The organism is Streptomyces sp. NPDC048718, from assembly GCF_043198875.1.
GTDB lineage: Bacteria > Actinomycetota > Actinomycetes > Streptomycetales > Streptomycetaceae > Streptomyces.
The window spans coordinates 74,613-95,127 of the sequence record NZ_JBICVG010000007.1 but is presented as its reverse complement, the minus strand read 5'-3'; the positions used below and the strand labels follow the sequence as shown (position 1 = coordinate 95,127).

Sequence of the window (20,515 nt, the reverse complement as noted above, 5' to 3'; positions counted from 1 at the left end):
CCGGATACGCGTCCTGTGGAAGGGGGCGGCCCCGCACAGCGGGGGCGCCGGAAAAGACGCTACCGCCCAAAATCAGCGACTCCGCTCGCATTCGCCCCGAAAGCAACCGCGCGCCCCCTGATCACGCAACGCGCCCCCGTCATATGCCATGCCACGGCACCCGGACGCGCGAAAGCCCCGCACCACCATCGGTGGATACGGGGCCTTCGTACGTACGTGTGCCTGCGTCCCGCGTGCTGCGACGAGGTACGCGCGCGGGTCAGCGCTTGTGCTGGGCGTCCGCGACCGTGACCTCGACGCGCTGGAATTCCTTCAGCTCGCTGTAGCCGGTCGTGGCCATCGCGCGGCGCAGGGCGCCGAAGAAGTTCATCGAGCCGTCCGGGGTGTGCGACGGGCCGGTGAGGATCTCCTCGGTGGTGCCGACGATGCCGAGGTCGACCAGCTTGCCGCGCGGCACGTCCTCGTGGACGGCCTCCATGCCCCAGTGGTGACCCTTGCCGGGGGCGTCGGTGGCGCGCGCCAGCGGGGAGCCGATCATGACGGAGTCGGCACCGCAGGCGATGGCCTTGGGCAGGTCGCCGGACCAGCCCACGCCGCCGTCGGCGATCACGTGGACATAGCGGCCGCCGGACTCGTCCATGTAGTCGCGGCGGGCTGCGGCCACGTCCGCGACGGCGGTGGCCATCGGGACCTGGATACCGAGCACGTTGCGGGTGGTGTGCGCGGCGCCGCCGCCGAAGCCGACGAGGACACCGGCCGCGCCGGTGCGCATGAGGTGCAGGGCGGCGGTGTACGTGGCGCAACCGCCGACGATGACCGGGACGTCGAGCTCGTAGATGAACTGCTTGAGGTTCAGCGGCTCGGCGGCGCCGGAGACGTGCTCGGCGGAGACGGTCGTGCCGCGGATGACGAAGATGTCCACGCCCGCGTCGACGACGGCCTTGGAGAACTGCGCGGTGCGCTGCGGGGAGAGCGCGGCGGCGGTGACCACACCCGCGTCGCGCACCTCCTTGATGCGCTGCCCGATCAGCTCTTCGCGGATCGGGGCGGCGTAGATCTCCTGCAGACGGCGGGTCGCGGTGGCCTCGTCCAGCTCGGCGATCTCGTCGAGCAGCGGCTGCGGGTCCTCGTAGCGGGTCCACAGACCCTCGAGGTTCAGCACGCCGAGGCCGCCCAGCTCGCCGATGCGGATGGCGGTCTGCGGCGAGACGACCGAGTCCATGGGGGCGGCCAGGAACGGCAGCTCGAAGCGGTAGGCGTCGATCTGCCAGGCGATCGAGACCTCCTTCGGGTCCCGGGTGCGCCGGCTCGGTACGACGGCGATGTCGTCGAACGCGTACGCCCTGCGGCCGCGCTTGCCGCGCCCGATCTCGATCTCAGTCACGTGTGTGTGGCCTTTCCCTCTGTGTCTGCGCCTACCAGTATCCCCGAAACACACACAAGGGGCGGCTCCGGCCGTGCGCCGGAGCCGCCCCCTGCCGCGTGAGACGCGGTTACCGCTTGTTGCTGTAGTTCGGTGCCTCGACGGTCATCTGGATGTCGTGCGGGTGGCTCTCCTTGAGGCCCGCCGAGGTGATCCGGACGAACCGGCCCCGCTCCTGGACCTCGGGAACGGTGCGGCCGCCGACGTAGAACATCGACTGACGCAGACCGCCGACCAGCTGGTGCACGACCGAGGCGAGCGGGCCGCGGTAGGGCACCTGACCCTCGATGCCCTCGGGGATCAGCTGCTCGTCGGAGGCGACGCCCTCCTGGAAGTAGCGGTCCTTGGAGAAGGACTTGCGGTCGCCGCGGGACTGCATCGCGCCCAGCGAACCCATGCCTCGGTACGACTTGAACTGCTTGCCGTTGATGAAGAGCAGCTCGCCCGGGGACTCCTCACAGCCCGCGAGGAGCGAGCCGAGCATCACGGTGTCGGCGCCCGCGACGAGCGCCTTCGCGATGTCGCCGGAGTACTGCAGGCCGCCGTCGCCGATGACCGGGACCCCGGCCGCCCTGGCGGCGAGGGACGCCTCGTAGATGGCGGTGACCTGCGGGACGCCGACGCCGGCGACCACGCGGGTGGTGCAGATGGAGCCCGGGCCGACACCGACCTTGATGCCGTCGGCACCGGCGTCGACGAGCGCCTGGGCGCCGTCGCGGGTGGCGACGTTGCCGCCGATGACGTCCACGGAGGAGTTCGACTTGATCTTGGCGATCATGTCGCCGACCAGGCGGGAGTGGCCGTGGGCGGTGTCGACGACGATGAAGTCGACACCGGCCTCGATCAGGGCCTGGGCACGCTCGTAGGAGTCGCCGGCGACGCCGACGGCCGCGCCGACGAGCAGCCGGCCGCTCGCGTCCTTGGCGGCGTTCGGGTACTTCTCGGCCTTGACGAAGTCCTTGACCGTGATGAGGCCCTTGAGCAGACCGGACTCGTCGACGAGCGGAAGCTTCTCGATCTTGTGGCGGCGCAGCAGCTCCATGGCGTCCATGCCGGAGATGCCGACCTTGCCCGTGACCAGCGGCATCGGGGTCATGACCTCGCGCACCTGGCGGCTGCGGTCCGACTCGAAGGCCATGTCACGGTTGGTGACGATGCCGAGCAGCTTGCCCGCCGGGTCGGTGACCGGGACACCGCTGATGCGGAACTTCGCGCAGATGGCGTCGGCCTCGGCGAGCGTGGCGTCCGGGTGCACGGTGATCGGGTCGGTGACCATGCCCGACTCGGAGCGCTTCACCAGGTCGACCTGGTTGGCCTGGTCGGCGATGGAGAGGTTGCGGTGCAGCACGCCGACGCCGCCCTGGCGGGCCATGGCGATGGCCATCCGGGACTCGGTGACCTTGTCCATCGCGGCGGACAGCAGCGGGACGTTCACCCGTACGTTCTTCGAGATGTACGAGGAGGTGTCGATCTGGTCGGGAGCCATGTCGGAGACACCCGGCAGCAGCAGCACATCGTCGTAGGTCAGCCCGAGTGTCGCGAATTTCTCGGGCACTCCGTCGATGTTGGTCATGACACCTTCCCCAAACGCCTTGATCGGTGCGGATGTCCATGCTAACGGCCTAAGGCCGCGTCTCATTCCACGAACAAGATCACCAAGGACATTTGTACGAAACTATGTGGCGCAAGGAGCGCCGAAGACCGGCACTCCTTGGCTTGTTACAGGTGCGAGTGCTCCGCCAGAGCGCGCAGCCGGCTCAGCGCACGGTGCTGGGCCACCCGGACGGCACCGGGGGACATCCCGAGCATCCGCCCGGTCTCCTCCGCGGTCAGCCCGACGGCCACCCGCAGAACGAGCAGCTCGCGCTGGTTCTCCGGGAGGTTGGCCAGCAGCTTCTTCGCCCACTCGGCGTCGTCGCTGAGCAGTGCCCGCTCCTCCGGTCCGAGCGAGTCGTCCGGCCGCTCGGGCATCTCGTCGGAGGGCACCGCCGTGGATCCAGGGTGCCTCATCGCGGCCCGTTGGAGGTCGGCGACCTTGTGTCCGGCGATGGCGAAGACGAAGGCCTCGAACGGCCTGCCCGTGTCCTTGTAGCGCGGCAGCGCCATCAGGACGGCGACGCAGACCTCCTGGGCCAGGTCCTCCACGAAGTGACGCGCATCACCGGGCAACCGGCTCAATCGCGTACGGCAGTAGCGCAGGGCGAGCGGGTGTACACGCGCGAGAAGGTCGTGCGTGGCCTGCTCGTCCCCCTCGACGGCACGACGAACGAGGGCACCGATCTCCCCCTGCCCGGCGGGCACGGGCGACCCCGCGGTCTCGTCGTCGCGCATCGCTCCATGGTGCCCCGACGCCTGCCCGTTCGCGGCACCGCGCCCGTAGTTGTGCACCGAAGCGTTATGAGCAGGTGCGCCGGGACTCATCTCCTGCGCCCTCCCCTTCCGCTCGTTTTCCACCGGCTCGCTTGGCTCACTCGTCTCGTCCCCGAGGAACTCCACACCTTCAAGGATGCGGCATCCCGCGAGGAAGTGACACAAGCCCGCCCCGTCCGCCCCTCGGCGGACGGGGACGCGACCGGTGGCCGCGGGTCAGCGGACCAGGCCCCAGCGGAATCCGAGCGCGACGGCGTGCGCCCGGTCCGAGGCTCCCAGCTTCTTGAAGAGACGGCGGGCGTGCGTCTTGACCGTGTCCTCGGACAGGAAGAGCTCCCGGCCGATCTCGGCGTTGGACCGCCCGTGGCTCATGCCCTCCAGGACCTGGATCTCCCGGGCCGTGAGGGTGGGCGCCGCGCCCATCTCGGCCGACCGCAGCCGGCGCGGGGCGAGCCGCCAGGTCGGGTCGGCGAGCGCCTGGGTGACGGTGGCCCGCAGCTCGGCGCGCGAGGCGTCCTTGTGCAGATAGCCACGGGCACCGGCGGCGACGGCGAGCGCGACCCCGTCCAGGTCCTCGGCCACGGTGAGCATGATGATGCGGGCACCGGGGTCCGCGGAAAGCAGCCGGCGGACGGTTTCCACACCGCCAAGGCCGGGCATGCGCACGTCCATCAGGATGAGGTCCGAGCGGTCCGCGCCCCAGCGGCGGAGGACTTCCTCGCCGTTGGCCGCGGTGGTCACCCGCTCGACGCCGGGCACGGTCGCGACCGCGCGGCGGAGCGCCTCTCGGGCGAGCGGGGAGTCGTCGCAGACGAGGACGGATGTCATGACCGACCTCCGCCGCTCTCGCAGCTGATGCGCGTCACCTTGAGCCTCCAGGGCTGGTACGTATCGTCACCTGTGCGGTTGACGCGCTCGGACACCTGCCCGAGCGCTTGTTCCTTCAACCGCCTCCGCACTCTCAACGACGGTCACTCGAAAGAGTTACGGGTCGGACGGCCGCCTTCGGCACTCTACGTGAGGGGACGGACACGGAGGAGAGCGCCGCAGGTCACCCGTCCTTCAGCCGAAGCTATGCCCCGTTTAGCGGGTTTTCTTCCCTTTTCGAGGTGTCTGTGGCTAGATTCGCAATGAGTCATATTTACATCTACTCAGTCAGTAGTTGTACGGTCGGGGCGAACCCGCGAGAGCGGGCGGCCCCGTCCCCAGGGGAACGAAGGACCCCTGCCCCGCCACCGGTCCATCACCGGCGACATCGATCAGCCATCCATCCGCCCACCTAATCCGTATCCGTTCGACACGGTCTCAAGGGGACTAGCGCAATGGCAGATTTCTCCCGCCTTCCCGGACCCAACGCCGATCTGTGGGACTGGCAGCTCCTCGCGGCCTGCCGCGGAGTCGACAGTTCCCTGTTCTTCCACCCCGAGGGAGAGCGCGGCGCGGCACGGAGTGCGCGCGAGAACTCGGCGAAAGAGGTCTGCATGCGGTGCCCGGTACGCGCGGAGTGCGCGGCACACGCGCTCGCCGTACGGGAGCCCTACGGCGTCTGGGGCGGCCTCACCGAGGACGAGCGCGAAGAACTCATGGGCCGGGCGCGCAACCGCCTGGTCACGACAACGGCCCCGGCGGCCGGGGCGGGCGCGTCCCGCTCGGCGTCGACCGGCGTGGCACACGCGTGAAGGAACGTTTCTCCGTCATCATGGTCTGACGTCCGGAACCGGCGGCCCACCCGCCCGGCGCCCGCGTGCCCGGCCCGCACCCGTCACCGTGCGCGGCCCCCACCGGTGCGACCGCGCCCGGTCCGCGCGCGATCCGCGCCCGATCACCCGTACGGCTCCGGCTCCCGCCGCCGGCCTCACCCGGACGGCGGGCGGGACGGTCACCCGCCCGGCCCCCGACGCTCGGGGGCGTTCACCCCGACGGCCCGCACGCCGTCACACGAACGGCCCCAGGGCGCACGCCCGCGAGTTCCCGCGCGCTCCGCCGGACGAAGGCGGCCGATCACTCGGACAGCCGATGGACGGATCACTCGGACGGCCGCCGGGACTCCTCACCCGAACGGCTCACTTCGGCGCGCCGCGCATTCCGTGGGATGTCCGCGGGCTTCGTCGCCGCGCGTGTACGTGTGGTGTACGTGCGTGCGGGTCGTGTGCGTATGTGTCGCTCGCGCGGACGCGTTTTCGCGCGGACCTAGTTCAGGGCGGACGCTCTCCGGTACGGCGCCACGACGGCTCTTACGCGCGCGTGGCCGCGGCGAGCCGGCGCCCCCACGTACCCGCACGCCGTCCGGCGGCCCTACGCGCGCGTGGCCACGCCCGATGCCGTCGCCGCGCGGGCGGCGGCGCGGGTGAGTTCGTCGAGGGTGGCGGCGACGGCGGGGACCTGCTCCAGGTCCGGGAGAGTCAGGGCGACGATCTCGCGCTCGACGGCCGGTTCGACCGTCACGGCCACGGCGCCCCTCGGCCGTACCGACTCGATGGCGAGCTGCGGCAGCACGGCCACGCCGAGGCCCGCGCCCACGAGCCCCATCACGGCCGGGTAGTCGTCGGTGGCGAAGTCGATGCGCGGGGCGAACCCGGCCTCGCGGCAGACGTCCACCAACTGGCGGCGGCAGCGCGGGCAGCCCGCGATCCAGGGATCGTCGGCGAGTTCGCCGATCGTGACGCGCTCCGCGCCCGCCAGCCGGTGGTCCTCGGGGACGAGCCCGACGAGCCGGTCGGCGAGCAGCGGGCGGACCACCAGGTCGTCCCAGGTGTCCGGGCCGACCCCGTAACGGAAGGCGAGGGCCACGTCGCAGTCGCCCTCGCGCAGCATCTCGACCGAGCGCGGCGGCTCGGCCTCCACGAGGGAGACCCGGGTGCCGGGGTGGGCGGCGCGCAGGGCGGCGAGGGCGGCGGGGACGAGCGCGGAGCTGCCGCTGGGGAAGGAGACGAGACGGACCCGGCCGGCCCGCAGACCCGCGATGGCGGCGACCTCCTCCTCGGCGGCGGTCAGCCCGGCGAGGATGCCGGAGGCGTGCCGCACCAGGACCTCGCCGGCCTGGGTGAGCCGCATCTCGCGGCCCGTGCGGACCAGCAGCGGGGTGCCGGCGGAGGCTTCGAGCGCCTTCATCTGCTGGCTCACGGCGGGCTGGGTGCAGCCGAGTTCGCGCGCGGCGGCCGAGAAGGAACCGGTGGCGGCGACGGCGCGCAGGACGCGGAGGTGGCGGGCCTCGATCATGCTGTGAGCATAAGCGAGTCTTGGGTGGTGCGGCGAATACCGCAGGTCAACTTTGAGGTAAGAAGCGAGGCGACTGACTAGGGTGCGGCCTATGGAGCTACTGAGTGTGAACGCGGGCCGCGCCAAGGCCGTGGAGTACACCAATTCCCCCTCGGGGGACACGGGCATCGACAAGCGGCCGGTGGCCGGTCCCGTACGGGTCGAGGCGCCCGGTCCGGCCGGGACGGGGGCGAGCGGGGTCGCCGGGGACGCCGTGTGCGATCTGCGGTTCCACGGAGGTCCCGATCGCGCGGCCTACGCCTTCGCGCGTGAGGATCTGGACGTCTGGGAGCGCGAGCTGGGCCGTCCGTTCGCTCCGGGTTCGTTCGGCGAGAACCTCACCACGCGCGGTCTCGATGTGAACAACGCCCTGATCGGCGAGCGCTGGCGGATCGGCGAGGAGCTGGTGGTGGAGGTGACCGGTGGGCGCATCCCGTGCCGGACCTTCGCCGGATTCCTGGAGGAGCGGGGCTGGGTGCGCCGTTTCAACGAGTCGGCGGCCGGCCCCGGGGCGCTGCTGCGGGTGATCACCCCGGGCGAGATCCGGGCGGGCGACCCGATGACGGTGGTCCACCGGCCGGACCACGGCGTCACGGTCGCGCGGCTGCACCGCGCGGCGACGGCCGACCGGTCGCTGCTGCCGGAAATGCTGGTGGCGGCGGAGTGGATGGAGTCGGGGCTGCTGGCGCTCGCCCGCCAGTACGCGGAGAAGTACGGCCCGGACGCGGGGACGGCCTCGGAGACTCCCGCGCCCTGAGCCGCGAAGTGGGGTTTCCAGGTCGGCATATGACAGGCCGTCGCCGACATGCCCACCGCCGCGACGGCTCCCCGGCCGGGCAGGCACGACGCCTTCCCGGCTCGCCGGTCCCATGGCGCGGGTTAACGTGCCGCATATGACGACTGCACTGATTACGGGCGCGACCGCGGGCATCGGCGCCGCCTTCGCTCGGCGCCTCGCCGCGGACGGCCACGATGTGGTTCTCGTGGCCCGCGATGTGAAGCGACTGCGCGAACAAGCCACCGAGTTGCACGACCGCCACGGCGTCGAGGCGGAGGTGCTGTCCGCGGACCTGGCCACCGAGGAGGGGATCGCGACCGTCGAGGCGCGGCTCTCCGACGCCCGGCGGCCGGTCGATCTCCTGGTGAACAACGCCGGGTTCGGCAACAAGGGCCGCTTCCTCGAAGTGTCCATGGCCGACGAACTGACGATGCTGAAGGTGCACTGCGAGGCGGTGCTGCGGCTGACCTCGGCGGCGGCCGAGTCGATGCGGTCGCGCGGCCGGGGCGGGGTGGTGAACGTCGCCTCGGTGGCCGCGTTCCTGCCGCGCGGCACCTACGGGGCGTCCAAGGCGTGGGTCGTGCAGTTCACCCAGGGCGCGGCGCGGGACCTCGCGAGCAGCGGGGTGCGGCTGATGGCGCTGTGCCCCGGGTTCGTACGGACGGAGTTCCACGAGCGCGCGGGGATGGGGACGGACAACATCCCGGGCTGGATGTGGCTGGACGCGGACAAGCTGGTGGCCGAGGCGCTGCGCGATCTGGCCCGGGGCCGAACGCTGTCCATCCCCGACCCCCGTTACAAGGCGCTGATGGGCGTGGCGAAGCTCGCCCCGCGCGGACTGCTCGGCGGCGTGTCCTCGAAGGCGGGGCGCAAGTACGGGCCCAAGTAGTCCCGCACGGAGCGTGCTTCACCTCCTCTCCGGCATATGCCATGACGGTCGCCGTTCCAGGGTGACCGGGTGCCGAGTGCCGAGTGCCGGATGCCGGATGCCGGGGACAAGGCCGGAGGGGCAGCCGGCGAGGTCGGGGTGGCCGGCGAGGTCGGGGTGGCCGGCGAGGTCGGGGTGGCCGGCGAGGTCGGGGTGGCCGGCGGTGGCGGTCGGGGATCGGTGGGTCGTACGGAATGTCCCGTACGACGGCACCCCCCGGGGTCGGCCCCGGCCCCGGCTTCTGCCCCTCTCATCGTCAGCTCATCGTCAGCGGAGTCCCCTTCCCCGCCTCCCTGTTCGCCGTCGCCCCCTCGTCGTAGCCTTTGGCTCCCCGCGACGGAAGGCCACAGGTCCCCGGATGCAGCCGACCACCGACACCCGCCCCTCCCTCCTCCTCGCCATGGGCCCCGGCGTCGCCGAGCGCCTGCTCACCGGCGCCCACCGCGACCGGCTCGCCGCGCTCACCCGTACCGACCCGCACCTGGTCGCCCACGATCTCGCCGCACCCGGACCGCGGGTCGCCGACGCCCTCGCCGAGGCCGAGATCCTGTTCACCTGCTGGGGCGCCACCCCACTCACCGCCGAGGTACTGGCCCGCGCGCCCCGTCTCACGTCCGTGGTGCACGCGGCCGGTTCGGTCAAGCACCATGTGACCGACGCCTGCTGGGAGCGCGGCATCACGGTCACCTCGGCCGCCGCCGCCAACGCGCTGCCGGTCGCCGAGTACACGGTCGCCGCGATCCTGTTCGCCGGGAAGCGGGTGCTGCGCTCCGCCCGGCAATACGCCGAACTGCGCACCGAGCAGCCCTGGGCCGACGAGTCCGCCGCCTGGGGCAACTACCGCCGTACGGTCGGTATCGTCGGCGCCTCCCGGATCGGCCGCCGGGTCCTCGACCTGCTGCGCCCCTTCGATCTGGAAGTGCTGCTGTACGACCCGTACATGACGGCGCCGCCGCCCGGCGTGGAGCTGGTGGGACTGGACGAGCTGTGCGCGCGCAGCTCGATCGTCTCCGTCCACGCGCCCCGGCTGCCCGCCACGTACCGGATGATCGGCGCCGCGCAGCTCGCCGCGATGCCGGACGGCGCGACCCTGGTCAACACCTCGCGCGGCTCGCTCGTCGACGAGGACGCGCTCCTGCCGCACCTGGTCTCGGGCCGGCTGCACGCCGTCCTCGACGTCACCGACCCCGAGCTCCCGGCTCCCGACTCGCCCCTCTACACCCTCCCCAACGTCCTTCTCACCCCGCACATCGCCGGTTCGCTCGGCAATGAGCTCCATCGCATGGCCGACCACGCCCTGGAGGAGGTCGCGCGGTACGGGCGCGGGGAGCCGTTCCTGGAGGAGATACGGGCGGCGGACCTCACGCGCTCCGCGTAGCGGCCGGGCCCCGGGATCACCCCCGCCCCCGCCCCCGGCCCCAACCTCGCCCCCGGCCCCGGCCCCGGCACCCAGCGCTCCGTGCTCCGCGCTCTGCCGAACGGACGAGTGACGCCTCCCGCCCTAGACTGGAATGGTCCCCTCCGGGTCGGGAGGCGTCATGACCTTCGTACAAATCATCGACTGCAAGACCAGTCGGCTCGACGAGCTGAACCGGCTCATGGACCAGTGGGTCGAGCAGACCCGGGGCAAACGCACCGCCACCCACAGCACCGTCGGCCAGGACCGCTCGGACTCCGCGCATGTGGTGGAGATCGTCGAGTTCCCGTCGTACGACGTGGCCATGCGCAACTCGCAGTTGCCGGAGACCGACCGGATCTTCCGCGAGATGATCGCGCTCTGCGACGAGATGCCGTCGTTCACGGACCTGGACGTCGTACGGGACGAGGCGCTGTACAAGACCCAGTCGCGGCGGCTGCTCGACATGCTGGCCCATGAACCCGAGCTGGCGCTGCTCGACGACGTACTCGCCGAGGGCTACCACGACCACGACCCCACCAACGAGCAGGACGTCATCGGCATGGACGCGACCCAGCGCGCCGTCGAGATGTGGCGGGGCGGCTTCGACTTCGACTTCACCGTGGAGGACCAGATCGCCGAGGGCGACCGGGTCTGCACCCGCTGGACCTGGCGGGGCACCCACAACGGCGACTTCCTGGGGCTCCAGCCGACCGGCATCGACACGACCATGACCGGCACCCTCGTGCACCGCTTCCACGACGACGGGAAGATCGTCGAGGGCTGGTGGCAGTACGACCTGCTGGGCCTGATGGGGCAGCTCGGCGCGGTCGAGGCCTGAGACCGGCCCCGGCCCCACCTGAGATCCGGCCCCTCCCGGCGACCGGCCCCGGAAACGGGCGAGGCCCGGTGCTCCCGCGACGGGAGCACCGGGCCTCGGCTGCGACTGACCGTGTCAGGCGCGACGCTCAGGCGTCAGTGGGAGTGGCCGTGGCCGTGACCCGCGTCCGCCGGCTCCTCTTCCTTCTTCTCCACCACGAGGGTCTCGGTGGTGAGCAGCAGGGAGGCGATGGAGGCGGCGTTCTCCAGGGCGGAGCGCGTCACCTTGACCGGGTCGATGACGCCGGCCTTGACCAGGTCGCCGTACTCGCCGGTCGCGGCGTTGAAGCCGTTGCCCTTCTCCAGCTCCGCCACCTTCGAGGTGATGACGTAGCCCTCGAGGCCGGCGTTCTCGGCGATCCAGCGCAGCGGCTCGACGGCGGCGCGGCGGACGACGGAGACACCGGTGGCCTCGTCGCCCTCCTTGCCCAGGTTGCCCTCGAGGACCTTGGCGGCGTGGACGAGCGCGGAGCCACCACCGGAGACGATGCCCTCCTCGACCGCGGCGCGGGTCGCGGAGATGGCGTCCTCCAGACGGTGCTTCTTCTCCTTCAGCTCCACCTCGGTGGCGGCGCCGACCTTGATCACGCACACGCCGCCGGCCAGCTTCGCGAGGCGCTCCTGGAGCTTCTCGCGGTCCCAGTCGGAGTCGGTGTTCTCGATCTCGGCCTTGATCTGCGCGACGCGGCCCGCGACGTCACCGGACTGACCGGCGCCCTCGACGATGGTCGTGTCGTCCTTGGAGACGGTCACGCGGCGGGCGGAGCCCAGCACGTCCAGACCGGCCTGGTCGAGCTTGAGGCCGACCTCCTCGGAGATGACGGTGGCGCCGGTGAGGACGGCCATGTCCTGGAGCATCGCCTTGCGGCGGTCACCGAAGCCCGGCGCCTTGACGGCGACGGCGTTGAAGGTGCCACGGATCTTGTTGACGACGAGGGTGGAGAGGGCCTCGCCCTCGACGTCCTCGGCGATGATCAGCAGCGGCTTGGAGGCACCGGCCTGGATGATCTTCTCGAGCAGCGGCAGAAGGTCCTGGATGGAGGAGATCTTGCCCTGGTTGATCAGGATGTACGGGTCGTCGAGGACGGCCTCCATACGCTCCTGGTCGGTGACCATGTACGGGGACAGGTAGCCCTTGTCGAAGGCCATGCCCTCGGTGAAGTCGAGCTCCAGGCCGAAGGTGTTGGACTCCTCGACGGTGATGACACCGTCCTTGCCGACCTTGTCCATGGCCTCGGCGATCAGCTCGCCGACCTGCTGGTCCTGCGCGGACAGCGCGGCGACGGCGGCGATGTCGGCCTTGTCGTCGATCGGGCGCGCGGTCGCGAGCAGCTCGTCGGAGACGGCCTTGACGGCGGCGTCGATGCCCTTCTTCAGGGAGGCCGGGGAGGCGCCGGCGGCGACGTTGCGCAGACCCTCGCGGACCAGGGCCTGGGCGAGCACGGTGGCGGTGGTGGTGCCGTCACCCGCGATGTCGTTGGTCTTGGTCGCCACCTCCTTGACGAGCTGGGCACCGAGGTTCTCGTACGGGTCCTCGATCTCGACCTCGCGGGCGATCGTGACACCGTCGTTGGTGATGGTGGGGGCGCCGAACTTCTTGTCGATGACGACGTTGCGGCCCTTGGGGCCGATCGTCACCTTCACCGTGTCGGCCAGCTTGTTGACGCCGCGCTCAAGGGCGCGACGGGCGTCCTCGTCGAACTTCAGGATCTTCGCCATGGGAGCGGTTCAGCCCTCTCGAAAAATCGTTGAAAGAAACTGCGCCCCCGGCCGCCCGCGGTAAACCAGGGGGTCGGGGGCGCAGCTCAAAGCATCTTGCTCAGGTGCCTTGGTGACTTACTTCTCGATGATCGCGAGCACGTCGCGAGCCGAGAGGACGAGGTACTCGTCGCCGTTGTACTTCACCTCGGTGCCGCCGTACTTGCTGTAGAGCACGACGTCGCCGACCTTGACGTCGAGCGGCAGGCGCTCGCCGTTCTCGAAGCGGCCCGGACCCACGGCGAGGACGGCGCCCTCCTGGGGCTTCTCCTTCGCGGTGTCCGGGATGACCAGGCCAGAGGCGGTGGTCTGCTCGGCGTCGAGCGGCTGGACCACGATGCGGTCCTCAAGCGGCTTGATGGCAACCTTGGAGCTGGCGGTCGTCACGATCCGACCTCCCCCTTCAGAGATCTCACGGGGTTGACTGTCTGAGGTGGCGACCAGGTGGATCCGTCGTCGCGGGTGCCGGACCTGCCCGTCGCTGTGTTGGCACTCTCCGGTGGGGAGTGCCAGAGCCGAGACTATGACCGCGATTAGCACTCGGTCAAGCGGAGTGCCAATTCACGACCCCGTGGTGTCGTCGGAGAGTGATTCCAGGGGCGGTTCGGGACGTGCTTCCGGGTCCGGCTCCGATTCCGAGTCCAATTCCGAGTCCGAGTCCGAGTCCGAGGATGGTTCCCGGCGCGGCGGTGGTGACGGTACGGCGGTACGCGCCGGGTGAACGCCCGGGCGGGGTGCGGGGTTCCGCACGGGAGCCGTGTTCCGTACGAGCGCGGGGGCCGTGGCGGAACCGGTGGCGCCGGGGTGCACGGCGGTGCGTGGACGGTTGTACGCGCCGGGGCGCGGACGGTCGTGCGAGCGCTCGCGGGAGCCGGGGTGTGAACTGCCGTGCGGGCGCTCGTGCGAGCCGGGGCGCGGACCGGCGTGCGGGCGCGTGCGCGGGCGGCGCCGGTGGTGGTGCGGGCGTGCGGGCGGGCGCGGGGTGACCCTCTCGGCAGCCTTGCGGCCGAGCCGTTCGATGGGGTCGACCGAGGAGGCGCACGCCGGGAGGGCGGCGAGCAGCGCGCCGGCCAGGGCCAGGACGGCAACGAGCCGGCGCGCCCGGCTCACACGTAGTCCTCGAGTCTCGCCACCGCGTACCCCTTGTCGGTGAGCACCTTCATGACCTTGCGGATCATGTCCGGCATGGTGCCCTTCCAGTCCCCCTTCCCCCGGAAGTGGGTGAGGATGATGTCACCGGGGTGCAGGTCCTCGTCCCACTCGCGCCACTCCATGTGGTCGGGGAACGCCTCGGCGGCCCACAGCGGCACGGCCTTGACGCCGCAGGACTTGGCGGCACGCAGGGTGTCGTCGTTGTAGTTGCCGTAGGGCGGCCGGAAGAGCACGGGCCGCTTGCCGAACCGCTTCTGGATGATGTCCTGCATGTCGCAGATCTCGTGGCGCTGGGCGTCGTAGTCGAGACCGGGCAGGTAGGGGTGGCTGAGTGTGTGGTTGTTCAGCGTCACCCCTTCGGACTGCATCTTCCTGAAGTAGGCGTAGTCGTCCTTCACCAGGTAGTTGCTGAGGAAGGCGCTGTACGGGACCTTCAGCTCGTTCATCATGCGCAGCAGGTCGGGGTCCTTCTCCGAGCCGTCGTCGATCGTCAGGAAGACGACCCGCTGCTTGGTGGGCACGGTGGTGAAGACCGGCGGCCGGTCCGGCCCGTCGGTCTCGAAGCCCGGGCGGGTGGTGATCTCCGGCTTCACGGCGGGCGGCTCGGGCGCGTCGAGGGGCGGCTTGTCCAGGCCCCACTTCTTCGCGGCGGCCACCCGGGCGGCGCGCTGCGCGCGGACGCGTTCGGCGGCCGAGCCGAGCGCGCCGGCCGCGCCCTGGGCGCCTTGTGCTCCTTGGGCGGCCTCGGCTCCCTGGGCACCCTGGGCGCCGTGAGGCTGTCCGGCGGCGGGCTTGGCGTGCGGGGCGGCGGGGGTGGCCGGCCCACCGTCCGGGGCGGCGCAGGCGGAGCCGAGCACGGCGACGAGCAGGGCGGCGCCGACGACACGCGCGGGCCCGACGGTACGAAGGGGGCCGGACCCGAAGGGGCCGGAGGGGCTCCCCACCGCGGAGCGATGCGGGCCCTTATGTTCCTTTTGTCGTACTAGCTGCATGGCGCTGCATCCTGTCAGCGACCCGCCCGTCCACCGCCCCGACACCACCGGCACCCCTCGCACCATCCCCCGGGCGGCCCACTTCGCCGGCGGCCAGCACAATGGGAGGGGTGACCGACCTCGCCGCCTTCGCCGCCCTGCGCTCCCCCGAGGGCCAGACCCTGCTCGACGTCCTGCGCGACTACGACCCCGCCCAGGAACTGGCGCTCGCCTCCCGGCTGCGCCGCGACCACCCCGCCGAACTGGTCTCGGCCGCCCTCGGCCAGGCCCGGTTGCGCCAGCGGGCGGTCGCCAAGTTCGGCGCCGAGGACGCGTACCGGATGTACTTCACGCCGAACGGTGTCGAGCAGTCCACCCGGGCCACCGTCGCCGCCCACCGCGCGGCCCGTTTCAAGGCGCTCGGCGTCACCAGCGTCGCCGACCTCTGCTCCGGCATCGGCGGCGACGCCCTCGCGCTCGCGCGCGCCGGGATCTCCGTACTCGCCGTCGACCGCGACCCGCTGACCGCCGAGACCGCCCGCGCCAACGCGGCGGCGCTCGGCCTCGACGGGCTCATCGAGGTGCGGTGCGCGGATGTCACCGAGATCGACACCACGCCGTACGACGCGGTCTTCGTCGACCCGGCGCGGCGCGGCGGCCGGGGCCGCATCTTCGACCCGGAGGCGTACTCGCCGCCGCTGTCCTGGGCGGTCGGCGCGGCCCGCGCGGCCCGTTTCGCGGCGCTGAAGGTCGCTCCGGGCATTCCGCACGAGGCCGTGCCCGAGGAGGCCGAGGCGGAGTGGATCTCGGACGGCGGGGACGTGAAGGAAGCCGTGCTGTGGTTCGGCACCGAGCCCGGCGCGCGACGCGCGACGCTGCTGCCCGGCGGCGCCGCCCTGACCGGCGGCACTCTGCCCGACCCGGCGGTCAGGCCGGTGGGCCGCTACCTCTACGAGCCCGACGGCGCCGTCATCCGCGCGCATCTGGTCGCCGAGGTCGCCGAGGAACTCGGCGGCGGGCTGATCGATGAGACGATCGCGTACATCACGGCCGACACACTCACCCCCACCCCGTATGCCGCCGCGTACGAGATCACCGACGAACTCCCCTTCAATCTCAAGAAGTTGAAGGCTCTGCTGCGGGAGCGCGAGGTGGGCGTGCTCACCGTGAAGAAGCGCGGCTCGGCGGTCGAACCGGAGGAGATCCGCCGCAAGGTGAAGCCGAAGGGCCCCAACTCCGCGACGGTGCTGCTCACTCGGGTCGCGGGAGCCCCGACGATGCTGATCGGCCGGCCGGCGGGCCGCTGACCGGAGCCGGGCCGGGCCCGCCGGCGGAACCCGTCGGGCGGATCGCCATGCGGTAGTGCCCGAAGGCCTTCGCGAGCCCGGTCAGGCCCGTCACCCACAGGATGAGGGCCGCGCCCATGCCGTAGACGACGAGCGGGTAACCGCCGCTGTCCCGCGTCGTGTTGAGCGGAACGGCATACGCGACCCACAGGCCGGTCGCACACAGCGCGAAGGACAGCAGCAGCCAGCACACACTGAGCCCCGGCGCACGCAGCCGCGCGTCGGCCGGGGCGTCCCGGTCGAGCGCGGCCCACGCCTCCAGGCGCTCACGGACGGTCCGGTCGCGCAGCAGGCTCCGTACGGTCAGCCAGACCACCGGGACGAACAACCCGATCCCGAGGGCCGCGCAGAACACCCCGATCATCGAGGTGATCACGTCCGATCCCGCCGGTTCGATGAGCGGCGACAGTCCCACGGCGATCAGTCCCCAGCCGAGCTGGAGCAGCAGGAACCACACCAGGAACAGCGTGAGCCGACCGCCCCCGAGCAGCGCGCGGCGCAGCTCGTCCATCGCGCGCGCCCGGTCGGCCCGGCGTGACGCAGGGTCCGGCCAGCTCTGGAGTTCCACGGGCGGCGGAGGGGGCGGGAGATTCCGGAAAGACGACATGGGGCGACCTTATTCGGTCTCTTCACAGGGGAGTTGGGCGGAGTTGGGCGGCCCGCAGGGGGTGGGCGGGGCGTGTCATAGCGCGAGGTGCGAGTGCGCTTGGCGTGGTGTCCGCCCTCCTTCCGAGAGTCGCGCCTTCCAGCGCCGCGTCAAGGGCGCTCCCTTCGGTCGCGTCGCTCGCGCGATGGCCTTCGGCCACCCTTGACCCGGCGCCTCCAGGCGCGAAAAACACTCTCGGAGGGCGGACCAGGGGAAAGGTCCACGCGGGGGTTGGCTTGTTGGTCGGGCACCGTGGGCGGGTGGCGGGCCGGGGCCCGGGTATCGCTCCGGTGGCTTCGTTGTCTGTTCGCCGGTGGGGTGGGGCTGAGTGCGCGGCCCGGGCCGGTGGAACCGCGCCCGCCGGCCCGGGGGTACGCAGCAGTGCAATGGGGCGGCCCGGCACGGCTCAGCGAATGACCGCCGTCGGCGAGCTGGGATTCATGCCCCGCTGGTCACCGCCCGTGGGCTGAAGAATCGCCGAGCGCCCGCACGGGCACCACCCCCGCGTGCGCGGGGATCAGGGCATTGTGGCTGGCGCGCGGGTTGCAGTCCGGGGACCACCCCCGCGTGCGCGGGGACCACAGCTCACTGGACATGACCATGTACCCGGTGGCGGGACCACCCCAGCGTGCGCGGGCATCACTAGGCCCGCGTCGTGGCGAACGGTCCTGAGGAGGGACCACCCCCGTGTGCGCGGGGATCACTCGGCGGTACCGCCCGCGGCCGTGTTGAGCTTGGGACCACCCCCGCGTGCGCGGGGATCACTTGCTCCGGACCATGGGAAACGCGGACGCGAGGGGACCACCCCCGCGTGCGCGGGGATCACCCGGTTCCGTCGGGGCCGTAGAGGGCGCCTCCGGGACCACCCCAGCGTGCGCGGGGACCACAGGAGCTGACCTGCGGCTTCACATCGCCAGACCCCGGATTTTACCCACTTCACCAAGGCGCGACTTAAGCCAACATTCTCGCTTCAAATAGGGCAATGGTGAACTCCCGTGACTCCAGAGGCTCTCCCTGACGCTCGCGAGCACACTAACTCGCGCGGTCGGGCGGAAGATGTCGCTCCGCCCCTCGGCGGGGCGAGGAAGGGTGACTCTCGTGACGGCGGGGGCGAACGGGGGTGCTCGCGTGCGCAGTTCCCTCGTCCGGCGGGTGAGTAAGTCGAAATCCCCGCCGAAAATGGGACCGGAGTGAACTCCTGTGACTCCAGAGGCACTCCCGGACGCTCGCGAGCACACTTACTCACACGGCCCGGGGTGGAACGCGATACTCCGCACCCGTCATGGAGCTGGTGTGAACTCGTGTGACTCCAGAGGCGATCCAGGCGAGCCCGGTCACCGCGCGAGCGGGGTTTCCCCCGTTCCCGCCCACCGGGGGTGACCAGCGGGGCATGAATCCCAGCCCACTGACGGCGGCTGGCCGCTGAGACGGCCCGGGCCGCCCCATTGCACTTCTGCGCACCCTGGGCCGGCGGGTGCTGTCCCACCGGCCCGGGCCGCAAGCCGAGCCCCACCCCACCGGCGGACGGACAACGGAACCATCGGAGCGATACCCGGACCCCACCCCGACCACCGGCCCGCCACCCGCCTACGGCGGTCGGCAAGAGCATCGCCCCCGCGTGGAGCCTTTCCCCCGGCCCGCCCTCCGAGTGTGAAAAGGCCCCCGTAGCCGGGCGGTCAAGGGTGGCCGAAGGCCATCGCGCAAGCGACGCGACCGAAGGGAGCGCCCTTGAGGGCCCGGCGAAGGGGGCCACACTCGAAAAAGAGGGCGGGCCACCACCCGAACCCCACCAGACACGCCCACCCCGAGGCCCCACTCCCCCACCCCGACACGCCTCACCCACCCCATGACCTGGGCCTCCTCCCGCGCAGCCCCCTCCCCCGGATTGGCCCACCCCTTATGAGGCCTTTAACCTACGGTCTCGTAACCTACGTATCCGTAGGTAATTCCGTATGCCCGTCTCCGTCCCCAGGAGTCCCCGTGACGCTCACCTCTCCCCACCTCGCCGACACCACAGGGTGGACCGACGCGCGCCTGCTCTACGCGCTGGAAGAGGTCGTCGGGAGGGAGCTGGACCGGCATCTGAAGGTCTCCAAGGACTGGATGCCGCACGACTACGTGCCCTGGTCCGACGCCCGGAACTTCCCCGCGTTCTTCGAGGACGGCGAGGCCTGGGACCGTTCCCAGTCCAAGGTCACCGACATCGGCCGCACCGCCCTGGTCGTCAACCTGCTGACCGAGGACAACCTCCCGAGCTACCACCACGAGATCGCCACCCTCTTCGGCCGCGACGGCGCCTGGGGCACCTGGGTGCACCGCTGGACCGCCGAGGAGGGCCGGCACGGGATCGTGATGCGCGACTACCTGCTGGCCTCCCGAGCCGTCGACCCGGACCAGCTCGAACGATTCCGCATGTCCCACATGTCCGAGGGCTTCGAGTCCGACAACCGTCACTCGATGCTGCACTCGATCGCCTACGTGGCCTTCCAGGAACTCGCCACCCGCATCTCGCACCGCAACACCGGACACCACTCCGGCGACCCGGTCTGCGACCGCATGCTCGCGCGCATCGCGCTCGACGAGAACCTGCACATGATCTTCTACCGCAACCTGCTCGGCGCGGCCTTCGAACTCGCACCCGACCTGACGATGCAGGCCGTGCGGGACGTGGTCGTCAACTTCCGTATGCCCGGTCACGGCATGCCCGGCTTCGAGCGCGCGGCGGCCCAGATGGCGATCGGCGAGATCTACAACCTGCGCATCCACCACGACGACGTCCTCCAGCCGGTGCTGCGCTTCCTCAAGGTCCTCCAGATCGACGGCCTCGGCCCGGAGGGCCTCCAGGCCCAGGACGAACTGGGGCTCTACATGGACGGTCTGGACGGCGAGGCGTCGAAGTTCGACGAGCGTCTCGCAGCTCGCAAGTCGCGGATGGCCGCTCGGGCGGCCGGCTGACGGCTCGGCCGGAAAGCGTCGGAAGCAACAGGCAGGGGCGGGCGAGGACGGACAAGGGCGGGCAGCGGCGGGCGGTACGGGCGCAGGGCTCCACGGGCAGGTGTACGGGATGAACGGCAGGAATCCCGGTGGTCCCGGCAGCAAGGTCCGGGAGCCGAAGGGGCGACCCCACGACGGGTCAGCCCCGGAGGCGCTTGAGCCGAATCCGCTCCTTCTCCGAGAGCCCGCCCCACACGCCGAACCGCTCGTCGGCCGCGAGCGCGTACTCCAGGCACGCCACCCGCCCCTCGCAGGCTCCGCACAGCTGCTTGGCCTCGCGGGTCGAGGAGCCGGGCGCCGGGAAGAAGAACTCCGGCCCCGCCTGGGCGCACAGCGCGTTCTCCTGCCAGGAGAGGTCGAGAGCGGGGGAAATCAGGGCCTGCGGGGTGGCGGGGGCGAGCGGGGCGATCATCATCTCGGTCATGCGGACAGCCTCACCCACGGGCGTAAACGCGCCATCAACGTCCGATCAACGCGGCGCGCCGAAGGCCTGTGGCCGCGTTCCGGCCACCCTTACGTTTCCCCGCCCACCCCTCCCGTACTCCTCCTGAAGGCGTCCGAACGTCCGGGAAGTACACCGGTCAGCCCCGCTCCGTCGCCCGCCCGAAGCACCGCT

At 71.3% G+C, this 20,515-nt stretch carries 18 protein-coding genes and 1 CRISPR repeat array; of the genes, 7 read left to right on the top strand and 11 right to left on the bottom strand.

Going from position 1 to position 20,515, the window contains the following annotated elements:
• Positions 1-259: 259 nt before the first annotated feature.
• The 4 genes from ACGFRB_RS15180 to ACGFRB_RS15165 all read right to left on the bottom strand — a co-directional run bounded on the left by ACGFRB_RS15180 (position 260) and on the right by ACGFRB_RS15165 (position 4,621).
• Complete coding sequence (locus ACGFRB_RS15180) at positions 260-1,384, bottom strand: GuaB3 family IMP dehydrogenase-related protein (RefSeq protein ID WP_361233544.1); 1,125 nt, start codon at positions 1,382-1,384, stop codon at positions 260-262.
• A gap of 109 nt (positions 1,385-1,493) precedes the next feature.
• Positions 1,494-2,996 carry an IMP dehydrogenase gene (gene guaB / locus ACGFRB_RS15175; protein WP_363006651.1) on the bottom strand — a complete coding sequence of 501 codons (1,503 nt, stop codon included), beginning with the start codon at positions 2,994-2,996 and terminating at the stop codon, positions 1,494-1,496.
• 146 nt (positions 2,997-3,142) lie between these two features.
• Positions 3,143-3,754 carry a sigma-70 family RNA polymerase sigma factor gene (locus ACGFRB_RS15170; protein WP_363006649.1) on the bottom strand — a complete coding sequence of 204 codons (612 nt, stop codon included), beginning with the start codon at positions 3,752-3,754 and terminating at the stop codon, positions 3,143-3,145.
• A gap of 255 nt (positions 3,755-4,009) precedes the next feature.
• Entirely contained in the window at positions 4,010-4,621 is a 612-nt protein-coding gene (locus tag ACGFRB_RS15165; RefSeq protein WP_003948568.1) for a response regulator transcription factor, read from the bottom strand.
• A 494-nt stretch (positions 4,622-5,115) separates the two neighbouring features.
• On the opposite strand from ACGFRB_RS15165, the gene ACGFRB_RS15160 reads away from it, so the two are divergent.
• On the top strand, positions 5,116-5,472 hold the full coding sequence (locus tag ACGFRB_RS15160; protein ID WP_361233534.1) for a WhiB family transcriptional regulator: 357 nt from the start codon (positions 5,116-5,118) through the stop codon (positions 5,470-5,472).
• 616 nt (positions 5,473-6,088) lie between these two features.
• Here ACGFRB_RS15160 and ACGFRB_RS15155 read toward each other — a convergent pair.
• The gene (locus tag ACGFRB_RS15155; protein WP_361233531.1) at positions 6,089-7,012 is read right to left on the bottom strand and encodes a LysR family transcriptional regulator; all 924 of its coding nucleotides are present in this window, start codon (positions 7,010-7,012) and stop codon (positions 6,089-6,091) included.
• Positions 7,013-7,103: 91 nt separating this feature from the next.
• On the opposite strand from ACGFRB_RS15155, the gene ACGFRB_RS15150 reads away from it, so the two are divergent.
• The 4 genes from ACGFRB_RS15150 to ACGFRB_RS15135 all read left to right on the top strand — a co-directional run bounded on the left by ACGFRB_RS15150 (position 7,104) and on the right by ACGFRB_RS15135 (position 10,994).
• The gene (locus tag ACGFRB_RS15150; RefSeq protein WP_393243234.1) at positions 7,104-7,808 is read left to right on the top strand and encodes an MOSC domain-containing protein; all 705 of its coding nucleotides are present in this window, start codon (positions 7,104-7,106) and stop codon (positions 7,806-7,808) included.
• A gap of 136 nt (positions 7,809-7,944) precedes the next feature.
• Positions 7,945-8,718, top strand: a complete 774-nt coding sequence (locus ACGFRB_RS15145) for an SDR family NAD(P)-dependent oxidoreductase (protein ID WP_393243232.1) — start codon at positions 7,945-7,947, stop codon at positions 8,716-8,718.
• A 397-nt stretch (positions 8,719-9,115) separates the two neighbouring features.
• Positions 9,116-10,135: a hydroxyacid dehydrogenase gene (locus ACGFRB_RS15140; protein ID WP_393243230.1), complete on the top strand. Its 1,020-nt coding sequence runs from the start codon at positions 9,116-9,118 to the stop codon at positions 10,133-10,135.
• A 160-nt stretch (positions 10,136-10,295) separates the two neighbouring features.
• Complete coding sequence (locus tag ACGFRB_RS15135) at positions 10,296-10,994, top strand: ester cyclase (protein ID WP_393243228.1); 699 nt, start codon at positions 10,296-10,298, stop codon at positions 10,992-10,994.
• A gap of 134 nt (positions 10,995-11,128) precedes the next feature.
• On the opposite strand, the gene groL is transcribed toward ACGFRB_RS15135, so the two are convergent.
• The 4 genes from groL to ACGFRB_RS15115 all read right to left on the bottom strand — a co-directional run bounded on the left by groL (position 11,129) and on the right by ACGFRB_RS15115 (position 14,934).
• Positions 11,129-12,751, bottom strand: coding sequence for a chaperonin GroEL (gene groL / locus ACGFRB_RS15130; protein ID WP_363006637.1), 1,623 nt, complete (start codon positions 12,749-12,751; stop codon positions 11,129-11,131).
• A 117-nt stretch (positions 12,752-12,868) separates the two neighbouring features.
• Positions 12,869-13,177 (bottom strand): co-chaperone GroES, encoded by a 309-nt coding sequence (gene groES, locus ACGFRB_RS15125; protein ID WP_004955293.1) that lies wholly within the window; start codon positions 13,175-13,177, stop codon positions 12,869-12,871.
• 174 nt (positions 13,178-13,351) lie between these two features.
• On the bottom strand, positions 13,352-13,900 hold the full coding sequence (locus ACGFRB_RS15120; protein WP_393243226.1) for a hypothetical protein: 549 nt from the start codon (positions 13,898-13,900) through the stop codon (positions 13,352-13,354).
• Complete coding sequence (locus ACGFRB_RS15115) at positions 13,897-14,934, bottom strand: polysaccharide deacetylase family protein (protein WP_393243224.1); 1,038 nt, start codon at positions 14,932-14,934, stop codon at positions 13,897-13,899. Before ACGFRB_RS15115 ends, ACGFRB_RS15120 begins: the two co-directional genes overlap by 4 nt.
• Positions 14,935-15,035: 101 nt before the next feature.
• On the opposite strand from ACGFRB_RS15115, the gene ACGFRB_RS15110 reads away from it, so the two are divergent.
• Positions 15,036-16,220, top strand: coding sequence for a class I SAM-dependent methyltransferase (locus ACGFRB_RS15110; protein ID WP_393243222.1), 1,185 nt, complete (start codon positions 15,036-15,038; stop codon positions 16,218-16,220).
• Here ACGFRB_RS15110 and ACGFRB_RS15105 read toward each other — a convergent pair.
• Complete coding sequence (locus tag ACGFRB_RS15105) at positions 16,165-16,866, bottom strand: hypothetical protein (protein ID WP_393243221.1); 702 nt, start codon at positions 16,864-16,866, stop codon at positions 16,165-16,167. The genes ACGFRB_RS15110 and ACGFRB_RS15105 overlap by 56 nt on opposite strands.
• 531 nt (positions 16,867-17,397) lie before the next feature.
• Positions 17,398-17,792: direct repeats of the CRISPR family, unit length 29 nt; unit sequence GGGACCACCCCCGCGTGCGCGGGGATCAC.
• A 1,093-nt stretch (positions 17,793-18,885) separates the two neighbouring features.
• Between ACGFRB_RS15105 and ACGFRB_RS15100 the strand changes: the two genes are divergently transcribed.
• Positions 18,886-19,860, top strand: coding sequence for an acyl-ACP desaturase (locus tag ACGFRB_RS15100; protein ID WP_393243220.1), 975 nt, complete (start codon positions 18,886-18,888; stop codon positions 19,858-19,860).
• 178 nt (positions 19,861-20,038) lie between these two features.
• Here the strand turns inward: ACGFRB_RS15100 and ACGFRB_RS15095 are convergent, their stop codons facing one another.
• On the bottom strand, positions 20,039-20,314 hold the full coding sequence (locus ACGFRB_RS15095; RefSeq protein ID WP_363004770.1) for a WhiB family transcriptional regulator: 276 nt from the start codon (positions 20,312-20,314) through the stop codon (positions 20,039-20,041).
• Positions 20,315-20,515: the final 201 nt, after the last annotated feature.

Coding starts and splice junctions, on each gene's coding strand:
- guaB (WP_363006651.1), bottom strand. CDS start 2,996: ATGACCAACATCGACGGAGTGCCCGAGAAATTCGCGACACTCGGGCTG.
- ACGFRB_RS15170 (WP_363006649.1), bottom strand. CDS start 3,754: ATGCGCGACGACGAGACCGCGGGGTCGCCCGTGCCCGCCGGGCAGGGG.
- ACGFRB_RS15165 (WP_003948568.1), bottom strand. CDS start 4,621: ATGACATCCGTCCTCGTCTGCGACGACTCCCCGCTCGCCCGAGAGGCG.
- ACGFRB_RS15160 (WP_361233534.1), top strand. CDS start 5,116: ATGGCAGATTTCTCCCGCCTTCCCGGACCCAACGCCGATCTGTGGGAC.
- ACGFRB_RS15155 (WP_361233531.1), bottom strand. CDS start 7,012: ATGATCGAGGCCCGCCACCTCCGCGTCCTGCGCGCCGTCGCCGCCACC.
- ACGFRB_RS15150 (WP_393243234.1), top strand. CDS start 7,104: ATGGAGCTACTGAGTGTGAACGCGGGCCGCGCCAAGGCCGTGGAGTAC.
- ACGFRB_RS15145 (WP_393243232.1), top strand. CDS start 7,945: ATGACGACTGCACTGATTACGGGCGCGACCGCGGGCATCGGCGCCGCC.
- ACGFRB_RS15140 (WP_393243230.1), top strand. CDS start 9,116: ATGCAGCCGACCACCGACACCCGCCCCTCCCTCCTCCTCGCCATGGGC.
- ACGFRB_RS15135 (WP_393243228.1), top strand. CDS start 10,296: ATGACCTTCGTACAAATCATCGACTGCAAGACCAGTCGGCTCGACGAG.
- groL (WP_363006637.1), bottom strand. CDS start 12,751: ATGGCGAAGATCCTGAAGTTCGACGAGGACGCCCGTCGCGCCCTTGAG.
- ACGFRB_RS15115 (WP_393243224.1), bottom strand. CDS start 14,934: ATGCAGCTAGTACGACAAAAGGAACATAAGGGCCCGCATCGCTCCGCG.
- ACGFRB_RS15110 (WP_393243222.1), top strand. CDS start 15,036: ATGGGAGGGGTGACCGACCTCGCCGCCTTCGCCGCCCTGCGCTCCCCC.
- ACGFRB_RS15105 (WP_393243221.1), bottom strand. CDS start 16,866: ATGTCGTCTTTCCGGAATCTCCCGCCCCCTCCGCCGCCCGTGGAACTC.
- ACGFRB_RS15095 (WP_363004770.1), bottom strand. CDS start 20,314: ATGATGATCGCCCCGCTCGCCCCCGCCACCCCGCAGGCCCTGATTTCC.